Raw genomic sequence first — 23,578 nt, forward strand, 5'->3', positions numbered from 1 at the left:
GTCAAGGAACGATCCGCTCCGCCTAGGCCGGCGTGCCGGAAAGGGCCGCCCGCCGCGCACTGCCTACCATCCGGACTTTAACCGTCGGTCCAGGAATCCCACCTGGTCAACCGACCGCTGGATGCGGTCGGGTCGCGGACTATAACCGCCGGTTCGGAATTTCACCGACCCCGGAGTGCGCTGCTGCTGAATACAGGGACAGTGTGCCATGTACAGCCGGAAGCCTGACGATCAGGCGACTGTGTGCTGACTCACAGGCGCACGGACGGGTGCCACGGCTGCGGTCACCGCGCCCCGGACGGGCCTTCCCTATTGACGCAATGGTCTAGTCCTTTTAGTCTCGGCGGCATCTCCGCTCGCGCGCGGGATGAACGGACGCCCGGCGGCGGAGTCCCGGCCCTTGCCGTCGCCGGGCTCCACGGCGTCTGGCACCCTGGTCGGCATGGCCGTGATCCTTGTGACAGGCGGTACGGGAACGCTGGGCAAGCCGGTATGCGACGGGCTGCGGGCCAAGGGCCACGAGGTCCGGGTGCTCAGCCGGCACTCACCACCGCCGTACGCCGTCGATCTGCGCGACGGTACGGGACTCGGCGCGGCGGTCGAGGGCGTGGACACGATCGTCCACTGCGCCTCCTCCCCGCGCGGAGGCGACGAGAAGGCCGCGGAGAATCTGCTGGCCGCCGCGCGCGGCGCCCGGGTCGGACATCTGGTGTACATCTCGATCGTCGGCGTCGACCGGGTACCGCTCGGCTACTACCGCGCCAAGCACCGGGTCGAGCGCATGATCGAGCGGGCGGGTGAGTCGGGAGGCCCCGGCTGGACGGTGCTGAGGGCCACTCAGTTCCACGATCTGGTCCTCCAGGTGCTCTCGGCCGCGGCCCGGCTGCCCCTGGTGATGCCGGTCCCGTCGGTGAGCGTCCAGTCCATCGACTCGGCCGAAGTAGCGGACCGGCTGGTGGAATTGGCGACCGGCCCGCCCGGGGGCCGGGTGCCCGACATGGGCGGTCCCGAGGTCCGCCCGCTGCGTGAGCTGGCCCGGGCGTATCTGCGCGCGTCGGGCCGCCGCCGGACGCCGGTGCCGCTCCGGCTGGCCGGGAAGACCTACGCGCAGTACCGCGCCGGGGCGCATCTGACACCGGAGAACGCGGTGGGAAAGGTGACCTTCGAGGAGTTCCTCGACCACCGGCGCCGCTGACGGTCCCCGCGCCCCTGACCGCCTCTGTGCCCCTGGTCGTGTCCGCGCCCGTGACGGTCTCCGCGCCGCCGACCGCCTCCGTACTCCTGATCACGGCGGGACCCGGCGGCGGCCCGGTCGGACGGCCCGGCGGCCACCCGGTCGGCATCCGGGCCGAAGAGGTCAGCCGGCCTGACCGAAGACATCCTCCTGGGCCGTGTCGCGGGCGCGCAGCAGCGCGCCCTGGAGGACAGCGGCACCGCCCAGTTCCCCGGCGCGGACCGTGGTCGGCAGGGGAGTGAGCCCGGACAGGAACGACTCGACCCTGGCGGCCAGTCCCGGGCCGCCCGCGTAGCCGGTCTCACCGCCGAGGACCACACAGCCGGGGTCGACGACGGCGGCGACCGCGGCCGCCCCCAGCGCGATGCGCCGGGCGAGGGCGTCCAGAAACGCGTCCCGGCCCGACGCCGTCGCATGGGCGACCAGTGCCGCCCCGGCGGGCCCCGGGGCGTCGGGCACCTCCAGACCGTGCTCCGCGGCGAGCGCGCGGATCGCCGCGGAAGCGGCGAGGGAGTGGAAGCCGCCGGCGCACTCGGACGCGGAGGGCAGTCCCCCCGTGCCCGGTACGGGAAGGAAGCCGATCTCGCCCGCACCGCCCGACGCGCCCCTGCGGAGCCGCCCGTCGAGGAAGAGCGCCGCGCCCACACCGTGGCCCAGCCACAGCAGGACGAAGGTGTCACGGTCCCGGGCCGCGCCCATGCGCTGTTCGGCGACGGCCGCGAGATTGGTCTCGTTCTCCAGGACGATCCGCGCCGGCAGCCGCTGCTGGAGCGCGGCCACCAGCCGGCGGTGCCAGGCGGGCAGTCCGCTGGAGTCGCGGAGTTCGCCGGTGACCGGGTCGACCAGGCCCGGTGCGCCGATGCCGACGCTGTGCAGCCGGGCCGCCCCCGCCTCGCCCGCGGTCCGCTCCAGCAGGGCCGCCGCCCGCTCGACCGCGGGCTCCGTCTCGGTGTCCGGGCCGATGGGCAGGGACGCCTCGGCGAGTGTGGCTCCCAGCAGATCGGCGACCACGACCGAGACACCCTGGGTGCGTACGTCGAGGGCCGCGAGATGGGCGCGGTCGGCGACGATCCCGTACACCCGCGCGTTGGGCCCCCGCCGGTCCGCGCCCGTCTCCCCGACCACCCGGATCAGCCCGGAGCCCTGGAGCCGCTCCACCAGATCGGCCACCGTCGGCCGGGAGAGCCCGGTCATGGTCTTGAGCTGCGCCGCCGTCAGCGGGCCCTCGCTCTGGAGCAGCCGGAGGGCGGACCGGTCATTGATGACCCGGGCGGTGCTGGGGGATGCGGGCATACCGGGAATCCTTCCAGATCAGCGGTCGGCCCCGTCCGGGGGATAACTATCAGGCAGGGTTCCTGATAGTTTACTCCCGGACCCGATACCGCTCAGGAGGAGCACCGGTATGGCTGACGAAGGACACGGCGGACGGCGGCAGTTGGTCAGAGCACGGTTCGCCGTGGCCGTGGTCTTCTGTGTGCACGGGGCCGTGGCCGGCAGTTTCGCCACCCGTATCCCCTGGATCCAGGACCACACCGGCATCAGCGCCGGACAGCTCGGGCTCGCGCTGGCCTTCCCCGCGCTGGGCGCCTCCGTGGCCATGCCGCTGGCCGGCGCGATCAGCCATCGCTTCGGGGCGCGCACGGCCCTGCGCGCGCTGCTCGCCCTGTGGACCCTGTCCCTGACGCTGCCCGCGCTCGCCCCGAATCTGCTGACCCTCTGTACGGCCCTGTTCGCGTACGGCGCCACGTCCGGGATGTCGGACGTGGCGATGAACGCTCTCGGCGTGGAGACCGAGAACCGGCTCGACCGCTCGATCATGTCCAGCCTGCACGGCATGTGGAGCGTCGGCGCCCTCATCGGCTCGGCGGGCGGCACCCTGGCCGCCCATCTCGGCACCGACGCCCGGCTGCACCACGCCCTCGCGGCGGCGGTCCTCACCGTCATCGGGCTGATCGCCTGCCAGGGCGTACTGGATCTGCGCGGCGAACCCGGCGAGGAGCCGCCGCCCCGGTTCGCCCTGCCGCCCAGATCCGCGGTGATCATCGGGGCGGTCGGATTCTGCGCGGTCTTCGCGGAGGGCGCGAGCCTGGACTGGTCGGCGGTCTATCTGCGGGATGTCCTCGACACATCGCCGGGCCTGGCCGCGGCCTCCACCACGGCCTTCGCGCTGACGATGGCGGTGGCGCGGCTCGCGGGCGACCGGATCGTGGACCGCTTCGGCCCGGTGCGGACGGTGCGGACGGGCGGTGTGGTGGCGACGGCGGGCGGCCTGATGGTCGTCCTCGCACCCCACCCGGCGCTGACGATGGCCGGATTCGGCTGCATCGGGCTCGGGGTCGCGGTGGTCGTCCCCCTGGCCTTCGCCGCGGCCGGGCGCAGCGGCCCTCGGCCCAGCCAGGCCATCGCGGGCGTCGCCACCATCACCTACACCTCCAGCCTGATCGCGCCCTCGGCGATCGGCGCGGTCGCCGACGCCACGAGCCTGGTGGCATCGTTCGGGCTGGTGACGGCGCTGGCCTTCGGCCTCGTCGTGGGCGCGGGGGTGCTGCGCTCGTCCGGGCGGGAGAGCGCCCGGGCCGCTTCGAAGGAGAATCCCGTCGCGGAACCGAGCCCCTGACCCCTTTCACCGCGCCGCTTCGGCGGGTGCCCCCGGGGCCGTCTCCGGCCCGCCCGGCGCACCCCCGTCAGCCGCCCCGGGCGGGCCCCATGCCACCCCGGCCCGCCCGGGGCCTCTCCCCACCGTCGTATCCCGGCCCGGCGCCGTACCCCGGCGGATCCGGCCCGGTCCGCCGTCACCCCCGGTCCCGTCCGCCACCGATCCGGCCGGCGTGACCCCCGCCTCATCCGCCGTGGATCCGGCCGCCGATGCCCGGGTACGCCCCGGTGCTCCGCCGTGGATACGGCGAGAGGGGCCCTGGCCCGGACGAGCAAGGACGTCTCCGCGTAACTCCTCTGCTCTCCCGGCGACTTCAGGCCGGACAGCCTCCTCCCGGCCGCCCGGCCGAGTCCCCTCCACGACAGCCTCCGGCGGGCGCGGGGCCGCCGTGGCCGGGCGGGCGCGCTCCGCGCGCGATAAGCGGTCACGGCTCCTCGGCGGGACCGGAGCGGAACGCCCGATTACGATTGCGCCCGGTCATCGAACAGCCGGCATCCGCCGGAACCCCGGAGAAGTGGAGCCGCCCGTGAACCTCGGCGTGCGCTGGACCCTGCACGGCGATGGGCGGACCCCCGCTCCCGGAGCCGTCGTACGCCCCGACGAACGGCTCTCCTGGCCCCGCACGGCGGGGCTCGGCGCCCAGCATGTGGTGGCGATGTTCGGGGCGTCGTTCGTCGCTCCGGTCCTGATGGGGCTCGACCCCAATCTCGCGATCATGATGTCCGGTGTCGCGACGGTGATCTTCCTGCTGGCCACCCGGGGCAGGGTTCCCAGCTATCTCGGCTGCTCGCTGTCCTTCGTGGGCGTCGCCGCCGCGATCCGGGCGAGCGGGGGCGACAGCGCCACCGTCACGGGCGCGGTCCTCGTCGTCGGCGTGGCCCTCTTCCTCGCGGGGCTCGCCGTCCAGCGTTTCGGCGCCCGGATCATCCATGCCGCGATGCCACCGATCGTGACGGGCGCGGTCGTCATGCTCATCGGCTTCAACCTCGCGCCCGTGACGGCCAGTACCTACTGGCCGCAGGACCAGTGGACGGCGCTGCTGGTGATGCTGTTCACCGGGCTCGCCGTCGTCTGTCTGCGCGGTTTCTTCTCCCGTATCGCGATCTTCCTGGGCCTGGTCTTCGGCTATGCGCTCTCCTGGGTGCTCGACCGGCTCTTCGGAAAGATCCACTCCCCCATGGGCGGCGCGGAGGCCGTGGACCACTGGCGGCTCGACCTCTCGGCGGTGGGCCGCGCGGACTGGATCGGGCTGCCGTCGTTCCACGGCCCCAGCTTCGAGTGGTCCGCGATCCTGGTCGCCCTCCCCGTCGTCATCGCGCTGATCGCGGAGAACGCCGGACATGTGAAGGCCGTGGGCGAGATGACCGGAGACCCCCTCGACGACAGGCTCGGCACCGCGATCGCCGCCGACGGCGCCGCGTCGGTGCTGTCCACCGCCGTGGGCGGGCCGCCGAACACCACGTACTCCGAGAACATCGGTGTCATGGCCGCCACCCGGGTCTACTCCACGGCCGCCTACTGGGCCGCGGCGGGCTTCGCGCTCCTCTTCGGCCTCTGCCCCAAGTTCGGCGCGGTCGTGGCGGCGATCCCCGGCGGGGTGCTCGGCGGCATCACCGTGATCCTGTACGGGATGATCGGTCTGCTCGGCGCCCAGATCTGGATCAACGCCAAGGTGGATCTGCGCAATCCGCTCAACCTCGTCCCGGCCGCCGCGGGCATCATCATCGGTGTCGGCGGAGTCAGCCTGAAGATCACGGACAACTTCGAGCTGAGCGGGATCGCGCTCGGCACCCTCGTGGTGATCACCGGGTACCACGTGCTGCGGGCGTTCGCCCCGGCCCATATGAAGACGGCCGAACCGCTGCTGGACGCGGGCACATCGACGTACGACTCGGCGATCGACGGCTCGGACGCCGGAACCGGCACGGGCACCGTTGCCGACACCGGGACCACGACCGAAACCGGACCGGGCACAGGCAGCGGAACGGGCTCCGCCGCCCCGCGGTAGCCCGGTATCCGCACCGCTGGGCACGCGCCCTCGCCTTCTCGGTACCGGGGTTCGCCGCCCGTCCCCCGTTCCGGGGAAGTCCCGCCCGCTCCCCGCCCGGGCGGGCGATCCGCTGGGACGCTGCCTGAATGCCCGATACGGATGAGACGGAACAGACGGAGCAGGCCGATCAGTTCACGACGGCCGGCATGGCGGATCTGATCGAGCGGATGCGAGGGCTCCGCTCCCGCTGGCCCGGCACCGACGGCGTCGCCGTCTTCAACCGCGTCTATCTTGCGGTGACCGAGGAGATCCGCCTGCGGATCGACGCGGGCGAGTTCCCGGACCGCAGGACGGCCGTCACCCTCGATGTGCTCTTCGCGCGCCGCTATCTGACGGCCGTGGACCGGGCCGAGTCGGGCGGACGGCCACCGGCCTGCTGGCGTCCGCTCTTCCAGTACCGGCGCCATCCCGGCGTACGCTCGATCCAGTTCGCACTGGCCGGGATCAACGCCCACATCGGACACGACCTGGCGCTCGCGGTGGTGGACTCCTGTGCGGCCCTCGCTTGCGAACCGGCCGATCTGGAGGGTGAGTTCGACCGCGTCGGCGAGATCCTCACGCTCATGGAGGAGCGCGTTCGCGAGGATCTGATGCCGGGCCCCGATGCGCTGGAGATCGCCGATCCGCTCACCCATCTGCTGGGCTCGTGGAGCCTGGACCGGGCCCGCGACGGCGCGTGGTCGGCGGCCAGGCTGCTCTGGAACGTACGCGGACTCCCGGATCTGGCCGAGGAGTTCACCGGAGGGCTGGACAGGGCGGTCGGTCTGGTGGGGCGCTGTCTGCTCACCCCCAGGGCCTGAGCCCGGACCGGCCCCGGCCCGCCACCGGCCGTCCGCGCACGGGCGTCCCGGTGCTCCGACCGGCGGCCCCACCGCGGCCGCCACCCGGCGGGGGCCACCCGCACGGCCCCGGAGCCCGCCGCCCGCCGGCCGCCCACAGCCCCGCCCGTCCGCTCCCCTCAGTCGTCCGGCAGCTCGACCGGCGCGATCTCGTCGTACACATCGCCCGGCCCCGGATTGCCCGGATCCGTCGTCCCGCCGAGATGGGTCATCACGCCCCACACCGCGTTCAGCGCGGTCTGCACGGCCCCCTCGGCCCACCCCGCCGTCCAGGAGATGTCGTCGCCCGCCAGGAAGATGCCACGCTTGTCCTCGGGCAGCGTCCGCTGCATGAAGTGGGTGAAGAGCCTGCGCTGATAGCGGTAGTGGCCGGGCAGGTTCGCCTTGAACGCACCCATGAAGTACGGCTCGTTCTCCCAGGACACCGTCACCGGACTGCCGATGATGTGACTCCGGATGTCGACATGCGGATAGATCTCCGCGAGTGACTTCAGCATGACCTCCATCCGCTCGTTCGCCGACAGCGGCAGCCACTTCAGGCTGTCGTCGCACCAGGTGTACGAGAGACAGATGACGGCCGGCTTGCCGGGGCCGTCGTCCAGGAGGTACGTACCCCGGGTCATCCGGTCCGTCAGCGTCATCGACATGACGTCACGCCCGGTCGGATTCCCCCGCTCGTCGACGGCCTCGTCCAGCCAGAACGGCCGGTCGACGGGGACGAACAGCTTGGAGGACTCCATGTAGTGGGTGCGCTCGATCGCGGTCCAGTGGTCGATCGGGAAGAGCGCGTCGTCGCAGGCGATCTGGGACAGCAGCATCCAGGACTGCGCGGTGAAGACGGCGGCCTTGTACGTACGGATGGCCCCGGACGCGTCCGTGACGGTGATCCGGTTGCCCGCCGTGCGGCTCATCCGGGTGACGGCGGGCCGGGGCTCACCGCCGTGGAGCGAGGCCAGCGAGGTGCCGGATGCCCAGTGCACGATCTTCGCGGGCTCCCGCTCCCAGAGCCGCAGCGGCAATTGCCGGCTGCCCTCGACGATGCTCCGGTGGTGGTCGTCCGCCTCCGAGTAGACGACCCGGAGGATCTCCAGGATCGAGTTGGGGAAGTCCGTGTCCCAGCCGCCCGTGCCGAAGCCGACCTGCCCGAAGATCTCCCGGTGGCGGAACGACCGGAACGACTCGGACGCGCACAGGAACCCGTAGAAAGTCTGGTTGTCGAGCTGCTCCACCAGCCGCGACCAGATCTCCCGGATGCGCGGCACATCCCGCTCGCGCATGGCTCGGTTCATGTCGGAGAAGGCGGCCCCCTCCTCCAGACAGGCGTTCCAGGCGTCCATCACATCGCGGTAGACCTGCGGCAGATCGCCGACGGTCACGGCGTAGTGCGACCGGCCCTTGAGATCGACCACGGTGGACGGGGTGCCCGGGGCGAGCGGATTGGGAAAGGGCCGGGTCGTCAGGCCCACCAGATCGATGTAGTGCTGAAGCGCCGTGGACGAGGGCGGAAAGCGCATGGCGCCCATCTCCGCGCTCAGTGAGGGGTCGCAGCCGTCGAAACCGACCGTCCGCAGCCGTCCGCCGATCCGGTCCGCCTCGTACAGCACGGGCCGGAGCCCCATCTTCATCAGCTCGTACGCGGCGACCAGCCCGGAGAGCCCGCCGCCGATCACCGCCACCTCGGTGCCGTGCTCCGTCGCCGGAATCTGCCCGAGACCGGCGGGGTGCGCAAGGAAGTCGTCGTACGCGTACGGGAAGTCCGGGCCGAACATCGTGATCGGCGGCTGCGCGTCGGTGTGCTGGACGGCGGTGGGCACCGTGGACGTCATGGGGTACGGACTCCTCGCGGGGACGGCGGTACGGCGGGTACGGAAGAAGGGCCGCCGCGCGTACCGGCGGGCGCCCCGGGGTGCCCGGGGAAAGATCTCTTAGACGGTACGGTCCCGGTACATACGGGGACAAGACGCGACTGTTGCACGGAGACCGCCGAATTGTTGCGTGCTCAACGTCCATGGCGGCGATTCATTGCGCCGGGCGGGAGAGGTGCGGCACGGAGCAGGGCGGGCCGACCGGTGTCGGGTCGTCGTATGGACAGGGCAGACACATGACGGCCGGTTGTACGGGCGAGGCGGGGATGGCGGGGCCGACGGGGCCGGGCGACGGCACCCCGCCCGGCACACCCGTGGGCCCGGTCCGTGGGCCGGGTCCGGGGTCCGGGGTCCGGGGTCCGGGGTCCGTCCGACGGTCAGGCGGTCAGGCAGTCAGGCGGGCGGCCCCGAGGAGAAGCGGCGCAGCAGCGGGGAGAGCACCAGGACCGACTTGGTGCGCTCCACGAAGGGCTCGCCCGCGATCCGCTCCAGCACCCGCTCGAAGTGGCGCATGTCGGAGGCGAAGACCTGGACGACGGCGTCGGCCTCCCCGGTGACGGTGGACGCGGAGGCGACCTCGGGGTAGCGCTTGAGGCCGCGCTCGATCGCCTCGGGCGAGGTGTTGCTGCGGCAGTACAGCTCGATGAACCCCTCGGTCTCCCAGCCGAGCGCGGCCGGATCGACGCGTACGGTGAAGCCGGTGATGGCGCCGACGGCACGCAGCCGGTCCACCCGCCGTTTCACGGCGGGGGCGGAGAGGCCCACCAGCGAGCCGATGTCGGCGTAGGAGCGCCGGGCGTCCTCCGCGAGGGCGTGGACGATGCGTTCGTCGAGGTCGTTCAGTCGCACTGCGGGCGGATCACTTCTCTGCGGTGGCCGGTCGGGGGCGGCGGGTGCCGTCACCGCAGTAGAACACGGCCGGGGCCGGGCGCCGGTACCGGGCGGTCCGGGCCGGACCGCCGTCGTACCCGTGACGGCGCCACCCCGGACCCCGGGGGCGCGGTCCGTCCCGGCGGCCGGGAGTCAGTCGTCCTCGTCCTCCGAGCGGTTCGGTACGGCCATGTGCCGGCCCACCTTTCTGACCAGCAGCGCCATCTCGTGGGCCAGCTGCCCGACGTCGGTCTCGATGTCGGACAGCACCGCGAGCCGGCTGCCGTCGCCCGCAGGGGTGATGAACAGGAACGCGTTGTCGAGCATCACCATCGTCTGGCGCACCCGGCCCGCGTGGAAGCGGTCTCCCGCCTCCTTGGCGAGGCCGTGGAAGCCCGCGCAGACGGCGGAGAGATGGTCGATGTCCCGTTTGACCATGCCCCGGGACGCACTGGTCGGCAGACCGTCCGCGGTGAGCAGCACCGCCTGGCGCACATGGCCGGTCCGGGCGACCAGGTCGTCCAGGAGCCAGCCGAGTCCCGCCACGTCCGCGCCGTCCGGTTCGTCCCCCGGGCCGTTGCCCGGGTCTCCTCCGGGGGCGCTGCCGGGATTGCTGTCGTCAGCCACTGTCGTCGGTCCCTTCCTCCGTCGTACGGGTTCGCGGCACGGTCTGCGCGGACTCCGGCCGCTCCCCCAGTCCGACGCCGCGCCGGCCCCGGTCCAGGCCCTGCTGGAACGCTCCGAAGATGGAGCGCATCTCCTCGGCGGACACCTCCCGCTCGGGGCCGTCCGACTCGCCCTGGGACGTGCCCCTGAGCGTGGGAGCGAGGGATGCCTGACGCACCCGTGTGGGCAGGCGGCCCGGCGGGCGTCCGGCGGCGGGAGGCCGGGCTCCGGCCGCCCCCGCGGGCGGGGCCGGAACGGAACGCGGGCCCTGGGCCGCCGCGGGTCCGGGCCGTCCCGGTGGAGCCGCCGGCGGTGGGGACGCGGGCATCGGCGGGACCGGCCCCGGAGCGGGTTCCTCGCCTGCGCGTTCGTGTGTCATCTCCCCGGGCGCGAACGCGCGCGGGAAGGGTACGGGCCGCACGGTCCGCGGCCGGTCCCCGGGATCCGCGGCTCCGGGGGCGCCCGTCCCGCCCGTACCGTGCCCGGACCGCTCCCGCCCGGCCGCGGCGGCGCCCGGCCCCGGCCCCGTACCGGCTTGCGCACCCGTCCCGGACGAGCCCGGCCCCGTACCGGCTCCCGGGCCCGGTCCCGTACCCGCTTCCGTGGCCGGCGCCGCGCCCGTACCGGACCGCTCGGCGGCCTTCTCCCGTGACTTCGCCCCGCCGCCGGTACGGCGCCCGGGGGTCCCGGCGGTCGCGATCACGGCGTTGGGCAGCAGCACGACGGCCGTGGTTCCGCCGTACGGGGAACGGGTGAGGGTCACCCCGATGCCGTGCCGTTCCGCGAGCTGCCCCACCACATACAGTCCGAGCCGTTCGTCCCGGGCCGGGTTGAAGTCGTGCGGCCGGGCCAGAATCCGCTGCACGCGGTCGAGCTCCTCCGCGTCCAGCCCCAGCCCCCGGTCGTCGATCTCCAGCACGAAGCCGTTGCCGACCCGGCCGGTCCGCATGGTGACCTGGGTGTGCGGGGGCGAGTACGTGGCCGCGTTCTCGGCGAGTTCGGCGACCAGATGGATCACATCGGCAACCACCGGGGCGGCGACGCCCACCGGGGGCATCGGCGGTACGACGACCCGGGCGTAGTCCTCGATCTCGGCCACGGCGGCCGCGACGATCTCGGCGAGCGGCACCGGCTTGTGCCAGCGGCGCCCGGGGGTCGCGCCGGAGAGAATGATCAGCCCCTCCGCGTGACGGCGCATCCGGGTGGTCAGATGGTCGATGCGGAACAGGTCGTCGAGGGCCGCTGGATCGGTGGTACGGCCTTCGAGGGTGTCGACGATCTTCGACTGCCGGTGCACCAGCGCCTGGCTGCGCCGGGCGATGTTGAGCAGCACGGTGAAGACCCCCCGGCGCAGATCGGCCTGCTGTCCGGCCGCCTCGACGGCCACGAGCCGGGCCGCGTTGAGGGACTGCCCCACCTGGACGATCTCCTCGGGGGTACCGGCGTCGTCGAAGGCGAGGGGCGGAGCGGCCTCGTCCGCGTCGACGTCCTCGCCCGACCGGAGCCGCTGCATCGCGTAGGGCAGCTGACGGCTGGCCAGCAGATCGGCGGCGTCACGCAGTTCCGCCAGCCGCCGGGAGATGCGCAGACCGCTGACGACGGAGAACCAGGCCGTCAGCCCGACCGCGATCAGCCCCGCCGCGCCCACGGCGACGGACTTGGCCATCTCGCTGTCGGCGAGGTCCCCGCCCCGGTCGGCCGCGTTCAGGGACGCCTCCGTGCACTCCAGCAGATAGCGCTGGACCGCCCGGTCGGTGGTGTCCTGCCAGGAGTCGGCGCCCATGGCCCTGACGGCGCCCGTGACGCCCGCCCGCAGCAGGGTCTCCTCCTGGGCGACCAGCGCGCGGTACTCGGCACCGCCCTCGAACTCCGTGAACAGCTTCCGGGAGTCGTCGGGCAGGCCGGGGACATAGGTCCGGTGGAAGACCCGTCGGTCCTCGATGGTCGCCGTGAGAGTGTCGTACTGCCGGTCGGTGAGCCGCCCGGCGGCGCGCGCCCCGGCGATGAGGGCGTCCTCGCGGGAGACGAACTCCCGTACCCGCACCAGCTCGACCACGACCTGGGCCTCACGGGCGAGCCGGCCGACCCGGACGACGGTGAGGGTGGACTGTACGTCGAAGGCCGGCTCGATCACGGCCGTGTACTCCTCGACCGCCCGGTCCCAGCCGATCTCCCGGGCCTTCACCCTCGCCCGGAGCGCCGGCAGACCGTCGACGGCGCGGTCCATGGCCGCGAGCGCCCGCCGTTCGCGGGAGGAGAGATCCTCGCCGTCGTCGTCGACGGCCTCGCGCAGCGCGCGTACGGCACGGTCGGTCGACCGCTGCTGCCTCGTCAGATCGGCGACCGCGGACGTTCCCGCGTAGGGGCCCGCACCCAGATAGCGGGCGGAGACACGGCGTTCGGTCTGGATCTGCGCCACGGCGGTGTCGACCGGGGTGGCGAAGTCCCCGTACACGTCCTCCAGACGGTTCAGCGCCCGCAGATCGCCGGTGAACGACACCATCGCGAAGGCCCACAGGGCCAGCAGGGCCATGACGGGTATGACCGTCAGGGTCACGATCCGCCCTCGGATCGTAGGGCGGCGTGTTCGCCGGCGCATGGTCTCCCCAGAGTGGGACAACTACTGAAAGGCGGTGATTACCCTCAGGTAGGGGCAGTCAAGTTACGCGACGGGGCACCGGTCCGCAATCTTGCTGCAGGCAACCCGGAACTGTGAAGACTCGTTACAGTCTTGACACTTCGTCAGTCGTCCTCGCGCGGTGCCGGGCTCCCTCCGCCGGTGCACGCGCTCCCGGCGTTCGGAGCTCTCGTGTGACCTGGCTGGATCCCCTCCCCTCTCTGCGCGGGGTGGCCCGGCTCGACGGCGCGGGGCCGGTGCGTGCGGACCCGTCCGACCTCGGCGGACTTCCGCGGGACGTCGTCGAGCGGGCCGCGCTGCCCGTGGGCGTACGGCTGGAGTTCACGGCCGAGGGCGCGCGGGCGGCCGAAATCCGCTACCGGGCCCCGGCGCGTGCCGGCGCGCTGCCGGACTGTTTCGCGCCCTGACAGGGCGCTGTCCTCGTGGGTGAGACGTTCATCGAGCCGCCGGCGGAAGCGGTGGCGAGCCTTCCGATCCCGGCCGCCTTCACATCCCTCACCGAAAGGCCACGGGTGTTCACCGTGTATCCACCGGAGTCCCGGGCGTCCGGATCCCTCGGGGTGCGCGGGATCGGCGGTGCCATCACCCGGCGCCGGCCCGCCCGCGCCGGCTCGTGCACGGCGATTCGATCACCGAGGGCTGGTGGTCCACCCGCCCGGCGCACTCCATGGCCCGCCCGGGTGGGCCGCCCACTCGCCCCGGACACCGTCGATCCGGGGTACGCGTCGGGCTGCGCCCACGGCGAGCCCGCGATCGCGGAACAGCTCGCCGCACTGCCCGGCGGCCTGCTCACCATCGCCTTCGGGACCAACTGGGAACGGTGTCCCCGGCACTCCCCCGCTGCCGTACGCGTCGGTGCGGGCGTTCCTCGCCCTGGTTGCGCCAGGGGCATCCCCGTACCCCGCTCCCGATGGTCTCCCCCGTCCTCCGCCCGGCCGCCGAGCACACCCCCAACCGGCCGGGTGCCACGCTCGCCGAGCTGCGGACGGCGATGGAACGGGCCGTACGCGCCACCATGGCCGACGACCGGTGGCTCGCCCTCCTGCCGGGGCTCGGGATCGTCGGCCCCGGGCAGCTCGCCGACGGACCGCACCCCGACAACGCGGGCCACGCGGCCCCGGCGACGGGGGTGCCCTCGGCAATGGCTCCCTGGGTGCCGGGGCTCCTCCCGCCTCCCCCGCACGGCACCCGGGGTCCCCCATGGGCGCCCCGGCGCGCTTCAGGTCCGACACCACCCGGCGTCCCGCGTGAGCGCCCCGGCGCACCCGCCGCGCCCCACGCACCCATCGCGCGCCTCGCGCCGCACGGCCCGCTCACCGTCGCGGGGTGCTTCCCGCGCGGACCGGACCGGGCCCGTCCGGGCCGAGCGGCCCGGAAGCGCCCCGTCCACAAGTGATCGTCCGGGCGGAGGTGCCCCGGGCCTCCGCCGGCCGGCCGGTGGCTGTACGCCCTGAATCACCGTGTCCCGTACGGCAGGCACGAGAGAGGCGAGCGCCCCGGCCCGTTCGGCACCCTCCCCGCGAAGGTGCGACCGGGCCCGGAGGCCGCGTACGGGTGCGGTTCAGCCGTCCCCCGTCACTCCGCGGAGGAACGCGGCGGCCACCGGACCCGCGTCCGCGCCACCCGATCCGCCGTCCTCGATCAGGACCGAGAACGCGAGGTCGCCCCGGAAGCCGATGAACCAGGCGTGGGTGCGCGGCGGGGACTCCTTGCCGTACTCGGCGGTGCCCGTCTTCGCGCCCGGCTCGCCGGACATTCCGCGCAGGGCCCTGCCGGAACCCTCGGTGACCACCGCCCGCATCAGGGACCGCAGTTCGGAGGCCGTGGCGGGGTCGAGCGGGGCCGTGGCCTTCGCACGGTTCTTCACCGCCGCCGGTACGAGGACCGGCTGGCGGAAGGTGCCGTCCTTCACGGTCGCGGCGACCGACGCCATCACCAGCGGACTCGCCTCCACCCGGCCCTGCCCGATCATGGCGGCGGCCTTGTCGTTGTCGCTGGTGGTGGGTGGTACCGAGCCGTCGTACGTGGTCGCGCCCGCATTCCACTCCGGACCGATGCCGAACCACCCGGCGGCCTCGGTCAGGCTGTTGTCGTCCAGCCGGTCGCGCAGGCCGATGATGCCGGTGTTGCAGGACCGGGCGAAGCCGTCCCGGAACGTCGACCCGTCGGGCAGGAAGAACAGGTCCTGGTTCTCGAAGCTCTGGCCGTTCACCCGCTCGTAGCGGGGACAGGGCACCGGTGTCTCCTCCCTTATCCCGTCCTTGATCAGCGCGGCGGCGGTGACCACCTTGAAGTCCGAGCCTGCCGCGTACTTCCCCCGCAGCGAACGGTTCTCGCCGTTGGGCGGATTGTCGGCCGCCGCGAGTATCTCCCCGGTGCTCGGCCGGACGGCCACGATCGCGGCGTGCTTGCTGAGCCCGCGCAGCGCCGCCTCGGCGGCCTGCTGGGTCGCGCGGTCCAGTGTCGTACGGACGGGTTTGCCCGGTCGGCCCTCGGCGGTGTGCAGGGTGGCGAGGGTACGGCCGCTGGTGGTGCCGACGATGGCGACCGAGTCCGCGGGTTTCCCGGCGAGCTGCTTGTCGTAGCGGTACTGGAGGCCGCTCTTACCCGGGCTGCCCACCAGGGCCGGGGAGAGCCCCGCCAGCGATCTGCCGTCGGCGGCCTGCACCTCGGCGCGGTTGTCGGTGTCCGGGCGCAGGGCGAGAGCGCTGCCGTCGGTGAGGCGGGGGTGCATGACGGCCGGGCTCCAGCGCACGACCCAGCGCCCGTCCTCGCGGACCACGGGAGCCTTCGAGTCGTACGTCCAGGTGCTGCCGCCCCTGAGGCGGAAGGTGGCACGGAAGGCGTAGGTGTCCTTGCCGCTGGACTCACCCCGGTCGAAGGTCGTCTTCTCCGCGGGCAGATCCTTGGCGAGCGCGGTCAGCCGGGCCGTCGCGGCGGCCGGGGTGTCGGTGTGGCGCCCCGCCTCTCGGGCGTCGCCGCGGGCCCACGCGCCGAGGAAGTCGTCGACCGCCGCGGCCCTTTCATCGGTCGCCCTGCCGTCCTCGTCCCTGCCGAGCATGCTCCACGCGGTGACGCCGCCCCCGGACAGCAGGAGCAGCACGACGACCGTGGGAAGCAGGCGGCGCCGTCGCCGGGGGGCCGGAGAGCCGGGGCTGTAGCCGCGACCCGCGCGGCCCGTGTGTTCGCTGTAGTCGGACATGTGGTCACCTCAGCAGGCCATCGCCCGGTCGGGCCAAGAGTCCTATGCCGTGGGGGCCGATATGAGAATGGCTATGATCCCTGGTTGTGGACCTGGTCAAGCATGTCCGGTACTTCGTCGCCGTTACAGAAGAAAGACACTTCGGACGGGCGGCGGCACGGCTCGGTCTGGCCCAGCCGTCGCTCTCGCAGCGCATCCAGCGGCTGGAGCGGGAGCTCGGCGTGCGCCTCTTCGACCGGACCAGCCGGGGCGTCGAACTGACCGAGGGCGGCCGGCTGCTGCTCGCCGAGGCGCGGCCTCTGATCGCCCAGGCGGACGCGCTGCTGGGGGTGGCCGCGCGGGTCCGCAGCGGCGCGGCGGGGGTACTGCGCGCGGCCGTGCCGCCGGAGCTGGGCGGCGCCGTCGTGGCGGCCCTGGTCGGCGGGTTCCGGGAGCGGTCGCCCGGCGTACGGCTCGCCCTGCGCGAACTGGGCGCGGTGGTGCAGCTCGCCGAGCTGCGCGCCGGGACCCTCGACGCGGGCGTGCTGCGGCATCCCGTGGATGTGGCGGGGCTCGGTCTGGGCGAGGTGCTGTGCAGGCCATACGGGGTGGTGCTGCCCCGCGCGCCGCAGGAGGGCGCCACGGGCACCGACGGCACGGACCCGGGCACGGCCCCAGGCGGGGGTACGGGCGGGGATTCCGGTGGGGGCGGCGAAACCGGTACGGGCGGGGGCACGGGTGCTCCGCTGCGGCTGGAAACGCTCGACGGCCTCGATCTGGTGCTGTTCCCTCAGCCGTCGGCGCCCGCCCAGCACGCGGAGACCCTGGCGGTCTGCCGCAGGCACGGCTTCGAGCCCGGCTCCGTGATCGCGGGACAGGACCCCGAGTTCGTGGACGGCATGGTCATGTCCGGGACGGCGGTGACCTTCGCCTCTCGCGACCGCAAGCTCGCGCCGGGCATGGCCTGGCACCCCCTGGAGGGCGAACCGCTGCTGGAACAGGTCTCCGTGGCCTGGCTGCGTGGACGGCAGGACGACCCGGTGGTACAGCTGTTCGCCGAGGTGGCGGAGAGTGTCCTCACCGAACGAGGAGGAATGGTCCCGGTGATGGAGACGGCTGCGGCGCGGCGGACCGCCCTGCCCGGCCCTGCGTACGGATACACGGTATGAGCGCCTCGGACGAGACCCGTCAGGGCACGGGCGGTGTCCGGGCCCGTATCCGGTCGGCGTTCACCGATGCCGGGGTCACCGGCTGGATGCACGCGCTCGACCTCGGCACCGGCGCCCAGATCGCCGTCGGCGCGGACACCCCCGTGAGCACCGCCAGCGTCCACAAACTGTGCCTCGCGGTCACCGTGCAGCGGCTCGCCGACGAGGGGCGCGTCGACCTCGACGAACTCGTGGAATCGGACCACGGCACCCGTACCCCCGGCCCCACCGGGCTCTCGATGCTGCGCGGCCCGGTACGGATGTCGGTACGGGACCTGCTCGCGATGGCTTTGACGGTGAGCGACAACGCCGCGGCGGACCTGCTCCTGGACCGCGTCGGGCTCACCGAGGTCAACAAGGCCATGCGCGCGCTCGGCCTGCGCCGGACCATCGCGGTGCACACCATGCGCGACCTCATCGCGGCCGTCGACGAGGACTCCGGGGGCGACGGTGCCCGGCTTTCCTCGGATCCGGCTCTCCTGGCCCGGCTGCGGGTCCTCGACCCGGCCCGGGCCAACCGGAGCACCCCCCGGGAGATGACCCGGCTGCTCGCCGCACTCTGGCGCGACGAGGCGTGCTCGCCGGAGCGTGCGAGGGAGCTGCGCGCGGTCCTCGGGCTCCAGGTGTGGCCGCACCGGCTCACCTCCGGATTCCCGTACGACGATGTCCGGGTCTACGGCAAGACCGGCACCCTGCCGACGCTGCGCCACGAGGCCGGGATGGTCGAGTACCCCGACGGCGGCCGCTACGCGGTGGCCGTCTTCACCCGCTCCGCCCGCCCGGCCGCCCGCCAGCCCACCGCCGACGCGGCGATCGGCACGGCGGCCCGCCTGGCGGTCCACGCCCTGCGCGCGCCCTGACACCGGGCCGCGGGAGGGTGCCGGGCGGCCGGGCCGGGGCCGCCGGAATCGGTGCGCCCCGGGGCCTTTCGTCCGGGGCCGCCCGGGGCGCGGGTCCGCCCTCGAACGCCGGACGGGCTGGAAAGACGTGGGCTGCTCCGGGGCGGCCGGGTGCACACCGGCGTACGGCAGGGTCCGAACGGCACCCGCCGACGGCCCCGGCGTCGGGTCCGGGCCCGCGAGGGACCCGGAACCGGGATCAGTTCCAGCTCGCGTGCAGCGGCTGGCCCTCCGCGTACCCGGCCGCGCTCTGGACGCCGACGATCGCCCGCTCGGCGAACTCCTCCAGCGAGCCCGCGCCCGCATAGGTGCAGGAGGAGCGCACGCCCGCGATGATCGAGTCGACCAGGTCCTCGACGCCCGGACGGGCCGGGTCGAGGAACATCCGCGAGGTGGAGATGCCCTCCTCGAAGAGCCCCTTGCGGGCCCGGTCGTACGCCGACTCCTCGCTGGTGCGGTTGCGGACGGCGCGCGCGGACGCCATGCCGAAGGACTCCTTGTAGAGGCGCCCGTCGGCGGTCTGCTGAAGGTCGCCCGGCGACTCGTACGTACCGGCGAACCAGGAGCCGATCATGACGTTCGACGCACCCGCGGCCAGCGCCATGGCGACATCGCGGGGATGACGCACGCCGCCGTCGGCCCAGACGTGCTTGCCGTACTTCTTCGCCTCGGCGGCGCACTCCAGCACGGCGGAGAACTGCGGCCGTCCGACGCCGGTCATCATCCGGGTCGTGCACATCGCGCCGGGGCCCACGCCGACCTTGACGATGTCGGCGCCCGCCTCGATGAGATCGCGTACGCCCTCCGCGGCCACGATGTTGCCCGCGACGACCGGGACCTTCGGGTCGAGCCCGCGGACCGCCTTGATCGCGGAGATCATCGACTCCTGGTGACCGTGCGCGGTGTCCACGACGAGGACGTCGACGCCCGCGTCCAGCAGCTGCTTGGCCTTGCCCGCCACATTGCCGTTGATACCGACGGCGGCGCCGATGCGGAGTCGGCCCCGGGCGTCCACGGCAGGCGTGTAGAGGGTCGCGCGCAGGGCTCCCTTGCGGGTGAGGATGCCGACGAGCCGGCCCTCCTCGTCGACGGCCGGGCTGTAGCGCCGGTTGGCGTTGTCGAGCCGGTGGAACGCCTCGCGCGGGTCGATGTCGGCGGGCAGCAGCACCAGATCGCGCGACATGATCTCGGAGAGCTGGGTGAAGCGGTCGACACCCGTGAGGTCGGCGTCGGTGACGACCCCGACCGGCCGGTGGTCGGCGTCGACGACGACACCCGCGTCATGGGCCCGCTTGGGCAGCAGGGCCAGCGCGTCGGCGACGGTCTGGGTGGGCGAGAGCACGATCGGGGTGTCGAAGACGAGATGCCGGGTCTTGACCCAGGCGACGACATCGGTGACGACCTCGATCGGGATGTCCTGGGGGACGACGACCAGCCCGCCGCGGCGGGCGAGGGTCTCCGCCATCCGCCGGCCCGCGATCGCGGTCATGTTCGCGGCGACCAGCGGGATGGTGGTGCCGGTGCCGTCGGGCGAGGTGAGGTCCACGCCCTGCCGGGAACCCACCGCGGAGCGGCTCGGCACCATGAAGACGTCGTCGTAGGTCAGGTCGTACGACGGCTGCAGATCATTGAGGAAACGCACGTGCTGAACATCCCAGTCGATCGGAGGTGACCCCCGGTCGTGTCGGCCGGGGAAAGCGCACGTACTTCATTGTCCCATGCAAGGGACCGTGTCATACCCGGACGATTCCTCCAGCTCATGGGCGGTCTCCTGGTGCGATCGCCCAAACACCGGGAGAACGGACCCGCCCGGCCGGTGACCGTACCGCCCGTGGGGCGGGCACGTTCAGGCGTCGGGATCCGCGCGCTCCAGCGCGGGACGGGAGCCCGCGGGCAGCAGCAGCAGATGGTCGGCCGCAGCCGTGTCCGTGACCAGGCTGGTGACCAGCCCGGACCGCAGTACGGCCCCGATGGCCTCCGCCTTGCGCTGGCCGCCCGCGATCGCCACGACCTCGGGGATACGGCGCAGCCGGTCGGCCTCCACGGTGATGCACCGCTCGCCCAGATCACGGCCGACCCGGCGGCCGTCGCGGTCGAAGAGATGGGCGGACATCTCGGCGGCGACGCCGTACGAGGCGTATCTGGCCCGCTCCTCGTCGGTGAGCATGTCGTGCACGGTGGAGATGCCCGGCTCCCAGGAACCGATGGAGACAGCCGCGACGGTGACCTTGTCGAAGTACTCGAAGGCGCGGGCGATCCCCGTCTGGTTGCGCAGTGCGGCGGCGGTCGCCGCGTCGGGCAGCAGCATGGGCGCGTAGATGGGGTGGGCGTCGCCGCCGGAGACCTGGGCCGCGCGCCGGACGGCCTCCACCGAACCGCGCTCGGCGGTCCCGGCGTCGTACACACCGGTGAGCTGGACGACGGTGCACGGCGGCAGCCGGTCGAGCGCGGCGGCCATATGGATGGTGGAGCGGCCCCAGGCCAGGCCCAGCACATCCCCCTCGTTCACCAGCTCGCCCAGCAGATCGGCGGCGACCTCGCCGAGGTTCTCCGGGTCGGGCGACTCGTCGGCGTCCGCGGGGGACTCGACGACCACCGCGTGCCTCAGCCCGAAACGGGCGCGGAGCGCGTCGGAGCGCTCCGCGTCCAGCTCGGCGGGGACGCGGATCTCGATGCGTACGAGATCCCGCTCCAGCGCCGTCTCCAGGACCCGCGCCACCTTGAAGCGGCTGACGCCGAACTCCTCGGCGATCTGGATCTTGGACTTGCCCTCCAGGTAGAAGCGGCGTGCCATGGCAGCCGCCTGCACCAGCTCCGCGGGTCCCATCCGCAGGGCAGACCGTCCCGCCGACCTAGCAGACACCGCGATCTCCTCACTGCTGTTCCACACTCCGGATCCGCAATCCTGTCAGATCCGACGGATGTTGATCAGCCCGGACGGGCTTCGTTCACTTGCTGGTGGCCCGGTGGTCGCACGGGGTGATCACACGGGCCGACCCGGGTGGGCCGGGAGGTGCCCGGGGTCAGTGGGCACACGCCCAGCCGGCCGTGGCGACGGTCTTCTGCGCCTTCGCGCGGAGCGCGCGGACCGCCTCGGCCGGGTCGCTCGCGCCGTAGACCGCCGAACCGGCGACGAACACGTCCGCGCCCGCCTCGGCGCACCGCTCGATCGTCGATTCGGCGACCCCTCCGTCGACCTGGAGCCACAGTTCGAGGCCGTGCTTGGAGATCAGTTCCCGGGTACGGCGGATCTTGGGGAGCATGGTGTCGAGGAACGCCTGCCCGCCGAAGCCGGGCTCCACAGTCATGATCAGCAGCATGTCCAGCTCGGGCAGCAGATCCTCGTACGGCTCGATCGGCGTGGCCGGCTTGAGCGCCATGGAGGCACGGGCGCCCTTGGCCCGGATCTCCCGCGCGAGCCGTACGGGGGCCGCGGCGGCCTCCACATGGAAGGTGACCGATCCGGCCCCCGCCTCGACGTACTGCGGTGCCCAGCGATCGGGGTCGTCGATCATCAGATGACAGTCCAGCGGGGTGTCCGTCGCACGGCCGAGGGACTCCACGACCGGGACGCCCAGCGTCAGATTGGGCACGAAGTGGTTGTCCATCACATCGACATGGAGCCAGTCGGCGCCTTCGACGGCCTTGGCCTCTTCCGCCAGGCGGGAGAAGTCGGCGGAGAGAATGCTCGGGTTGATCTGTACGGCCATGGCCCAAGCCTGCCATGTTCCGGGGCACTTCCCCGCCCCGGTCCGGTTTCCGGCCGGCGCCGGGGACGCCCGGCACCCTGCCAGTACCCGCATTCCCGACGTTTCCGACAGGTGGTAAGTACACCCGGAACGCCGCACCCGGGCGCGGGGCCATCCGGAGCGAGGCGGTCCGCCACGGCGGGGCGCCGGGGCCGCGCGGAGGGAACGCGGGCCGGCACGGGTCCGGGCGGGGCGGCCTCTCCCGGGGCGCGCCCACGGCTTCCGAGGTGCCCGGCCCCGGCGGAGGACGACGGCCGGGTGGCCCGCGCCCGGGCGGCGGTCCTCAGGCCGTGCGCCTCAGCAGCGCCAGATACATCGCGTCCGTACCGTGCAGATGCGGCCACAGCTGGACGTCCGGCCCGTCCCCCAGCGCGGGGACGCCCGGCATCAGCGGGCGCGCGTCCACCCACTCCGCCTCGGCAGCCGGGCCGCCGCGCCCGCGCAGGACGTCGTCCACGACCACCCGGGTCTCGGCGAGATGCGGCGAACAGGTCGCGTATCCGACGACTCCCCCGACGCGTACGGCCCTGAGCGCCTCCCGCAGCAGGGACCGCTGGAGCGGTGCGAAGCCCTCCAGGTCCTCGGGGCGGCGGCGCCAGCGGGCCTCGGGACGGCGGCGGAGGGCACCGAGACCGGTGCAGGGAACATCCACGAGCACCCGGTCGAAGGTGCCCGGCAGCCACGGCGGACGGGTGCCGTCCGCGGCGACGACCTGGTACGGCCCGGGGTTCCCCGCCAGCGCCCGCGCCACCAGTCCGGCGCGGTGCGGCTGCTTCTCGGCGGCCAGCAGCGAGGCACCCCGCCGCGCCGCGAGCGCCCCCAGCAGGGCCGCCTTGCCGCCGGGCCCGGCGCAGCCGTCGAGCCAGCGGGCGTCGGAGCCGTCCAGCGGGGCGTTGGCCAGGGCGATCGCGACCAGCTGGCTGCCCTCGTCCTGGACTCCGGCGCGCCCCTCCCGTACGGCCTCCACGGCACCGGGCTCGCCGCCCTCCGCCAGCCGTACGGCATACGGCGACCAGCGTCCCGGCAGCGCCGACTCCTCACCGAGCAGCTCATCGGCGGTGGAGCGCCCGGGCCTGGCGACGAGCGTCACCTCCGGCCGCTCGTTGTCGGCCTCCAGCAGGTCCTCGATCCCGGCCCGGCCGCCGCCCAGCGAGTCCCAGAGCGCGGACACGACCCACCGCGGATGCGAGTGGACCACGGCGAGATGGTCCTCGGCGTCCTCGTCGTACGGGGGCGCGACCCGTTCCAGCCAGGTGTCGAGGTCGTCCCGCGAGATCTTGCGCAGGACGGCGTTCACGAACTTCGCCCGCCCGTCACCGAGGACCACCCGCGCCAGCTCCACACTCGCCGAGACGGCCGCGTGGGTCGGGATACGGGTCCCCAGCAGCTGGTGCGCGCCCAGCGTCAGCACATCGAGAACCGGGGGGTCGACCTCGCGCAGCGGCCGGTCCACACAGGCCGCGATGATCGCGTCGTACGTTCCCTGGCGGCGCAGGGTGCCGTACACCAGCTCGGTGGCGAGTGCGGCGTCCCGGGCGTCGAAATCGCCCTTCTCACGGGCCTTCCTCAGCAGGGGCGGCAGGACGAGGTTCGCGTACGCGTCCCTCTCGTCCACGGCCCGCAGCGCCTCGAAGGCGAGGATCCGGACGGGGTCCTTCTGGGGACGGCGGTAGGGCTTGTGGGGACGGCGAGCCCCCTTGGGGCGTGCCTGGTCGTTCAAAGG

18 protein-coding genes and 1 riboswitch are annotated in these 23,578 nt (G+C 73.3%); of the genes, 8 read left to right on the plus strand and 10 right to left on the minus strand.

Annotated elements, in window-relative coordinates; all coding sequences use genetic code 11:
• Nucleotides 1-52: 52 nt before the first annotated feature.
• Nucleotides 53-183, minus strand: a riboswitch (FMN riboswitch).
• A 259-nt stretch (nucleotides 184-442) separates the two neighbouring features.
• Nucleotides 443-1,195 carry an SDR family oxidoreductase gene (locus tag ACIBCM_RS33740; protein ID WP_399250015.1) on the plus strand — a complete coding sequence of 251 codons (753 nt, stop codon included), beginning with the start codon at nucleotides 443-445 and terminating at the stop codon, nucleotides 1,193-1,195.
• A gap of 162 nt (nucleotides 1,196-1,357) precedes the next feature.
• Here ACIBCM_RS33740 and ACIBCM_RS33745 read toward each other — a convergent pair whose 3' ends face one another.
• The gene (locus ACIBCM_RS33745) at nucleotides 1,358-2,527 is read right to left on the minus strand and encodes an ROK family protein (RefSeq protein WP_399250017.1); all 1,170 of its coding nucleotides are present in this window, start codon (nucleotides 2,525-2,527) and stop codon (nucleotides 1,358-1,360) included.
• Between the two features lie 109 nt (nucleotides 2,528-2,636).
• On the opposite strand from ACIBCM_RS33745, the gene ACIBCM_RS33750 reads away from it, so the two are divergent.
• The 3 genes from ACIBCM_RS33750 (at nucleotide 2,637) to ACIBCM_RS33760 (ending at nucleotide 6,740) form a co-directional block, all read left to right on the plus strand.
• Nucleotides 2,637-3,851 (plus strand): MFS transporter, encoded by a 1,215-nt coding sequence (locus ACIBCM_RS33750; protein ID WP_399250019.1) that lies wholly within the window; start codon nucleotides 2,637-2,639, stop codon nucleotides 3,849-3,851.
• Between the two features lie 565 nt (nucleotides 3,852-4,416).
• Nucleotides 4,417-5,898, plus strand: coding sequence for a uracil-xanthine permease family protein (locus tag ACIBCM_RS33755; RefSeq protein ID WP_399250021.1), 1,482 nt, complete (start codon nucleotides 4,417-4,419; stop codon nucleotides 5,896-5,898).
• 188 nt (nucleotides 5,899-6,086) lie between these two features.
• Complete coding sequence (locus ACIBCM_RS33760; protein WP_399250073.1) at nucleotides 6,087-6,740, plus strand: DUF5995 family protein; 654 nt, start codon at nucleotides 6,087-6,089, stop codon at nucleotides 6,738-6,740.
• Nucleotides 6,741-6,898: 158 nt separating this feature from the next.
• Here ACIBCM_RS33760 and ACIBCM_RS33765 read toward each other — a convergent pair whose 3' ends face one another.
• The 4 genes from ACIBCM_RS33765 to ACIBCM_RS33780 form a co-directional block, all read right to left on the minus strand.
• Entirely contained in the window at nucleotides 6,899-8,605 is a 1,707-nt protein-coding gene (locus ACIBCM_RS33765; RefSeq protein WP_399250023.1) for a flavin monoamine oxidase family protein, read from the minus strand.
• Between the two features lie 432 nt (nucleotides 8,606-9,037).
• Nucleotides 9,038-9,493, minus strand: a complete 456-nt coding sequence (locus ACIBCM_RS33770; protein ID WP_399250025.1) for an Lrp/AsnC family transcriptional regulator — start codon at nucleotides 9,491-9,493, stop codon at nucleotides 9,038-9,040.
• A 174-nt stretch (nucleotides 9,494-9,667) separates the two neighbouring features.
• A complete protein-coding gene (locus tag ACIBCM_RS33775; RefSeq protein WP_399250075.1) occupies nucleotides 9,668-10,060 on the minus strand; it encodes a roadblock/LC7 domain-containing protein in 393 nt (130 codons plus the stop codon).
• 73 nt (nucleotides 10,061-10,133) lie between these two features.
• Entirely contained in the window at nucleotides 10,134-12,737 is a 2,604-nt protein-coding gene (locus tag ACIBCM_RS33780) for a nitrate- and nitrite sensing domain-containing protein (RefSeq protein ID WP_399250027.1), read from the minus strand.
• Between the two features lie 254 nt (nucleotides 12,738-12,991).
• Between ACIBCM_RS33780 and ACIBCM_RS33785 the strand changes: the two genes are divergently transcribed.
• Both ACIBCM_RS33785 and ACIBCM_RS33790 read left to right on the plus strand, forming a co-directional pair.
• Nucleotides 12,992-13,225 carry a hypothetical protein gene (locus tag ACIBCM_RS33785; RefSeq protein WP_399250029.1) on the plus strand — a complete coding sequence of 78 codons (234 nt, stop codon included), beginning with the start codon at nucleotides 12,992-12,994 and terminating at the stop codon, nucleotides 13,223-13,225.
• Nucleotides 13,226-13,728: 503 nt separating this feature from the next.
• Nucleotides 13,729-14,214, plus strand: coding sequence for a hypothetical protein (locus ACIBCM_RS33790; RefSeq protein ID WP_399250030.1), 486 nt, complete (start codon nucleotides 13,729-13,731; stop codon nucleotides 14,212-14,214).
• A gap of 165 nt (nucleotides 14,215-14,379) precedes the next feature.
• Here ACIBCM_RS33790 and ACIBCM_RS33795 read toward each other — a convergent pair whose 3' ends face one another.
• On the minus strand, nucleotides 14,380-16,020 hold the full coding sequence (locus ACIBCM_RS33795; RefSeq protein WP_399250032.1) for a penicillin-binding transpeptidase domain-containing protein: 1,641 nt from the start codon (nucleotides 16,018-16,020) through the stop codon (nucleotides 14,380-14,382).
• An 86-nt stretch (nucleotides 16,021-16,106) separates the two neighbouring features.
• On the opposite strand from ACIBCM_RS33795, the gene ACIBCM_RS33800 reads away from it, so the two are divergent.
• Together ACIBCM_RS33800 and ACIBCM_RS33805 are read left to right on the plus strand one after the other, a co-directional pair.
• Nucleotides 16,107-17,168, plus strand: coding sequence for a LysR family transcriptional regulator (locus ACIBCM_RS33800; protein WP_399250034.1), 1,062 nt, complete (start codon nucleotides 16,107-16,109; stop codon nucleotides 17,166-17,168).
• Nucleotides 17,165-18,067, plus strand: coding sequence for a serine hydrolase (locus ACIBCM_RS33805; protein ID WP_399250036.1), 903 nt, complete (start codon nucleotides 17,165-17,167; stop codon nucleotides 18,065-18,067). The genes ACIBCM_RS33800 and ACIBCM_RS33805 overlap by 4 nt, the downstream gene beginning before the upstream one ends.
• Nucleotides 18,068-18,305: 238 nt before the next feature.
• On the opposite strand, the gene ACIBCM_RS33810 is transcribed toward ACIBCM_RS33805, so the two are convergent.
• From ACIBCM_RS33810 to ACIBCM_RS33825, 4 genes are all read right to left on the minus strand, one after another.
• On the minus strand, nucleotides 18,306-19,748 hold the full coding sequence (locus tag ACIBCM_RS33810; protein ID WP_399250038.1) for a GuaB1 family IMP dehydrogenase-related protein: 1,443 nt from the start codon (nucleotides 19,746-19,748) through the stop codon (nucleotides 18,306-18,308).
• A 204-nt stretch (nucleotides 19,749-19,952) separates the two neighbouring features.
• Entirely contained in the window at nucleotides 19,953-20,933 is a 981-nt protein-coding gene (locus ACIBCM_RS33815; RefSeq protein ID WP_399250077.1) for a sugar-binding transcriptional regulator, read from the minus strand.
• Between the two features lie 196 nt (nucleotides 20,934-21,129).
• Nucleotides 21,130-21,816, minus strand: coding sequence for a ribulose-phosphate 3-epimerase (gene rpe, locus ACIBCM_RS33820; RefSeq protein ID WP_399250039.1), 687 nt, complete (start codon nucleotides 21,814-21,816; stop codon nucleotides 21,130-21,132).
• 322 nt (nucleotides 21,817-22,138) lie between these two features.
• Nucleotides 22,139-23,575 (minus strand): RsmB/NOP family class I SAM-dependent RNA methyltransferase, encoded by a 1,437-nt coding sequence (locus ACIBCM_RS33825; protein WP_399250041.1) that lies wholly within the window; start codon nucleotides 23,573-23,575, stop codon nucleotides 22,139-22,141.
• Nucleotides 23,576-23,578: the final 3 nt, after the last annotated feature.

Source organism: Streptomyces sp. NPDC051018 (assembly GCF_044456085.1).
In the GTDB taxonomy this organism is placed as follows: domain Bacteria; phylum Actinomycetota; class Actinomycetes; order Streptomycetales; family Streptomycetaceae; genus Streptomyces.